This window comes from Embleya sp. NPDC005971 (assembly GCF_040629175.1).
Taxonomy (GTDB): Bacteria; Actinomycetota; Actinomycetes; order Streptomycetales; family Streptomycetaceae; genus Embleya.
The window spans coordinates 1-5,014 of the sequence record NZ_JBEXUX010000149.1 but is presented as its reverse complement, the minus strand read 5'-3'; the positions used below and the strand labels follow the sequence as shown (position 1 = coordinate 5,014).

2 protein-coding genes are annotated in these 5,014 nt (G+C 72.4%); both read right to left on the bottom strand.

Annotation, left to right across the window (positions count from 1 at the left end; all coding sequences use genetic code 11):
• Nucleotides 1-108 precede the first annotated feature (108 nt).
• Nucleotides 109-1,296, bottom strand: coding sequence for a cytochrome P450 (locus ABZ374_RS47930; protein WP_360324979.1), 1,188 nt, complete (start codon nt 1,294-1,296; stop codon nt 109-111).
• A 58-nt stretch (nt 1,297-1,354) separates the two neighbouring features.
• Nucleotides 1,355-5,014 (bottom strand): type I polyketide synthase (locus ABZ374_RS47925; RefSeq protein ID WP_360324976.1); only part of this gene is annotated, 3,660 nt, incomplete at its 5' end.

Here is a 5,014-nt window from a genome sequence, read left to right as displayed (position 1 = left end):
TGCATGGTTGTCCGTCCGGCTTCGTCGGTCACCCGTCGCCCCGACGGCGGCATGGTCTCTCGGCTCGGCGCCGTGCGCCGTGCACGGCGACGCCCCGCCGTTCGGCTGTTACCAGGTGACGCGGAGCTGACGCGGCCCGTAGGACAGCGCGTCACCGCGGAAGGGGATGTCCTCCTTGGCGACGTCGAGCCGCAGGCCGGGCAGCCGCTCGGCCACCGCGCGCAGCGCGACCTCCAGTTGCACCCGGACCAGGTGCTTGCCCAGGCACGCGTGCGGCCCGTGGCTGAACGAGAGGTGGTTGCCCGCCGCGCGGTGGATGTTCAGCTCGTGCGGGTCGGGGAACAGGCGCGGGTCGCGGTTGCTGGTGTCCAGCAGCACGATCACCGCGTCCCCCTCCTTGATCGTGTGGCCCTCTATCTCGATGTCCGCGGCGGCGACCCGCTTGGTGGCCCGAGCGATCGTGTAGTAGCGCAACATCTCGTCGATCGCGCCCGGCCACAGGCTGGGGTCGGCGCGCAACTCCTCGGCGACATGCGGGAATTCGGCGAGCGCGAGCACTCCGAGACCGAGCATGTTCGCGGACGGCTCGTGCCCGGCGACCAGCAGGAACAGTGCGTTGTCCACCAGGTCGGAGTCGTCGAGCACGATCTCCTCGGACGCCTTCGCCTTGCTGATCAGCCTGCTGAGCAGGTCGTCCCCGGGCTGCTCGGTGCGCTGCTGCATCAGCGTCTGGACGTAGCCGCGCAGTTCGATGACGGCTTCGAGGTTCTCCTCGCCCCGGTCCATCTCGATGATCTGCTCGGTGCGTCGCTGGAAGTACTTGCAGTCCTCCTCCGGGATGTCCAGCACCTTGCAGATGGTCTGGGTGGCGACCGGGAAGGCGAATGCCTCCACCATCTCCGCGCCCGGTCCGTTGCTGACGATCTCGTCGACGATGCGACCGAACGCGTCCTCGAAGAACGGGCGGACCGCCTCGGCGTGCCGGGGCGTGAAGTCCTCCGCCACCATCCGGCGGGCGATGTCGTGCTCCGGCGAGTCCATGTTGAACAGGTGGCGGCTGAACTGACCCCGCTCCTTCTGCAGGGCTTCGCGCTGCGAGAAGGACGGCACCAGGGCGGGGTTGTTGCTGATCCGGCGGTCGGCCAGCAGGCTGCGCACGGACTCGTGACTGGCCGCCAGCCAGGCCGCGCGGCCGTCTTCCATGTTGAAGGGGCAGACGCCCCCTCCTTCGAGCAACTCCAGGTGCTCGGTCGGGGGGAGGTCCGGGACGGTGCGACGGACGGGGAATGAAGGCATTCGACGAACTCCGTTTCCAGATTTTGGATTTGTTGTCGTTTCCTGCGGGGGGGGCGGATCACCGCATGGGGATCACCCCCGGCGGGTGGGCGCTGTGCTCGGCACCGGCTCGATGGGCGGTCGTGACCAGCCAGTCGTGGACGACGTCGGCGGTCCGCGGCGCGTGCTGCTCCATCATGGTGAAGTGGTCTCCGGGCACGTCCGTGCCGATGTGCGGCAGGTGCCAGCGGGCCTGCCACTGCCCGTCGGCGGGCATCTGGGGCATCGGGTCCCCGGCGCGTACGTGCAGCACCGGGACCTCGACCGGGCTCGGCGTCCAGTCGAAGCTGAAGTAGCGGCCCATCGCGGTCAGCCATGCCTCGCCCAGCGCCTCGCCGGTCCGGCCGTCGCGTTCGCGTTGTCCCTGCTCCATGGCGCCCTGGATGCGGGTCATCACCTCGGTCTGCTCCGGCGCGTAGGTGTCCAGCAGCACCAGCGCGGCGGGCGGTCGGCCCAGGGCGGCGAGGTGGACGGCCAGCGCGTGCGCGGCCAGGCCGCCCGCGGAGTAGCCGAGCAGCACCACCTCGTCGTGCTCCGCGAGGGCCCGCGCGTGGGTGGCGAGCAGTACGTCCAGCGTCGCGGGGATCGGCTCGCCGGTCACGAAACCGGGCTCGCGCAGCGCGAACACGTCCCGCCGGCCGCGCAGCGCGGCGGCGAACCGGAGGAACTTGTGCGGGTCGGCCTTGCCCAGGTGCGAGGGGATGCAGAACACGGGTGTGTCCGTGCCGCCGGAGGACAGTCGCAACGGCGGCACGTCCAGGTCGTCGGGATCGCGGTACGCGGACCGGAAGTCGGCGACGGAGCCCAGCAGATCGATGAATTCCAGCCGTCTGCCGTGCCGGTCCGCCTCGTGCCACAGGTCGTCCAGGCTCGCGGTGCTCCGAGGGCCGGCCGGGGCGGTGGCCGCGATTCGCTCCCGCAGGTACTCGGCGAGGGCGGCGGGTGTGCGCTGTTCCAGGGTGAGCATGGCGGGCAGCGTCAGGCCGGTGCCGGCGACGAGCCGGTTGCGCAGCTCGATCGAGGTCAGCGAGTCGAAGCCGAGGTCGAGGAGTTCGTGGGCCGGGTCGATCCGCGCGGGGTCGTCGTAGCGCAGTACGGCGGCGATCTCCGCACGGACCGCGTCCAGCAGCACCCGGGACTGTTCCTCGACGGGGCTCCCCGCCAACCGGCCGAGCAGATCCGGCTGTTCGTCCCGAGCGGGGGCAACGACCGGGCGCGCGTCGGGGAGTTCGTCGAGCAGACGGTGTCGGGCTCCCGCGGCCAGGCGGGCCCAGTCCACGTCGGCCACCACGACCGGGCCGTGGGCCCGGGCCAGGGCGCGCACCGCTTCCTCGGGTGCCAGCGGCGTGAGGCCACTGCGGCGCAGCCGGTCCTCGACGACCCGGGTGTCCGCCATTCCGCCGCCCGCCCACGGCCCCCAGGCCAGCGAGGCGGCGGGCAGGCCCTGGGCGGTGCGGTGCGCCGCCAGGGCGTCGAGGTAGGCGTTGGCGGCGGCGTAGGGCGCTTGGCCCGCACCGCCCAGCACGCCGGCCAGGGAGGAGAAGAGCACGAACGCGTCGAGGTCCGTCTCGCGGGTGAGTTCGTGCAGATGCCGCGCGCCGAGCAGCTTGGGCCCGAGCACCCGGTCGACCTGTTCGGGGGTGAGCGAGGCGATCACGCCGTCGTCCAGGACGGCGGCCGTGTGCACCACCGCGCGCGGCTTGTATTCGTCGAGCAACTCCCGAAGGGAATCGCGGTCGGTGACGTCGCAGCGAACGATCGTGGCCCGGACCCCGCCGGCGATCAGTTCCGCGTGCAACGCGCCGGCCTCCGGGCCGTCCGGGCCGCGCCGGCCGGCCAGCACGAGGTGTTCGGCGCCGTTGGCCGCCAACCAGCGCGCGACGTGGCCGGCCAGTGCGCCGGTCCCGCCGGTGATCAGCACGGTGCCGGTGGGCGACCAGCGTTCGGCGGTGGGGCCGGTGCGGAGCAGCCGCCGGGCGAACACGCCGGCCGGGCGGATGGCGATCTCCGGCTCGTCGCGGGCGAGCAATCGGGCGCACAGGAGGCGGGCGGTGTGGTCGGTGAGTTCGGCGGGCAGGTCGATCCGGGCGGCGCCGAGTTCCGGATGTTCCGCGGCGACGGCTCGGCCGAGGCCCCAGAGGGTGGCCTGTTCCGGGTGACGCACCGGATCCGAGTCACCGACGGCGACGGCGCCGCTGGTGAGTATCCACAGCGGCACGTCGGTGCCTGCGGCGATCAGGTCCTGTACGACGCGCAGGGTCGCCCGCAGACCGCCGTCGGTGGCGGTGTCGATCGTGGTGCCCGGACCCAGCAGGGAGACGATCCCGGCCGGGTCGGTGTCCGCGAGCCCGGCGACGTCGTCGGCCCGGAGCACGGTGGCGCCGTGCTCGGTCAACGCCCGTTCGACGCCGTCGGCGAGCGGACAGGCGTGCGCCGGGCGGATGAGCAGCCAGGTCCCGGACAGCGCGGACGACGGCGTGTCCTCGACCAGCGGCGTCCAGCCGATCCGGTAGGTGCGGTCGGCCGACGGGGCACCCGGGGTTTGCACCGCGACGGCCGGAGCGGCCCGTTGCATCCAGTAGTGCCGGTGTTGGAAGGCGTAGGTGGGCAGGTCGGTCAGGGTCGCGGCGGTCCCGGTGAACAGGCGGGACCAGTCGACGGGGTGGCCCGCGGTGTGCAGGTGCGCGAGCGCGGTCACGGCGGTGTGGACCTGCGGTCGGTCCCGGCGCTGGGACGCGGTGAACGACGCGTCGCCGATGGTCTGCGGGCCCATCGCGGTGAGCACGCCGTCGGGGCCGATCTCCACGAACCGGGTCACACCCGCCGCGCGCAGTCGGGCGAGGTGATCGGCGAACCGCACCGGCTCGCGCACGTGATCCACCCAGTACCGGGCCGAACACACCTCCTCGGCGGTCGCGGCCATCGGGATCTCGGGCTCGGCGAACGCCACGTCCTTCACGACGGTGGCGAACTCGTCCAGGACCGGATCCATCAACGGGGAGTGGAAGGCGTGACTGACCGTCAGCCGGTTCGTCTTGTGCCCCCGCTCGCGCAATTCGTCCGCGATCGCGACGACGACGTCCTCGACGCCGGAGATCGCCACCGCCGACGGCCCGTTGACCGCCGCGATGCCCGCCTCCTTCTCGCGGCCCTGCAACAGCTCGACGACCTCGGCCTCGGTCGCCTGGACGGCGAACATCGCCCCGCCCGCCGGGAGCGCCTGCATCAACCGGCCACGCGCGGCGACCACCCGACAAGCGTCGTCCAAGGTCAGCACCCCGGCCACGTGCGCGGCGGCCAGGTCGCCGATCGAGTGACCGGTCACGAAGTCCGGCCGCACGCCCCACGATTCGAGGAGCCGGAACAACGCCACCTCGACCGCGAACAACGCGGGCTGGGTGAACCCGGTCTCGTCCAACCCCACCCCGTCGAACACCACGTCCCGCAACGGTCGGGACAGGTGAACGTCGAAGCAGGCACAGATCTCGTCGAACGGCTCGGCGAACGCCGGGAACGCCTCGTACAGCTCCCGACCCATCCCCGCCCGCTGCGCACCCTGACCCGTGAACAGGAACGCCGTACGTCCCCCACCCGCGACCCCGGAAACCACCCCGGCCCCGGCCTCACCCGCCGCCAACCGCCCCAGACCCGCGACCAGTTCGTCCCGGTCCGCGCCGAC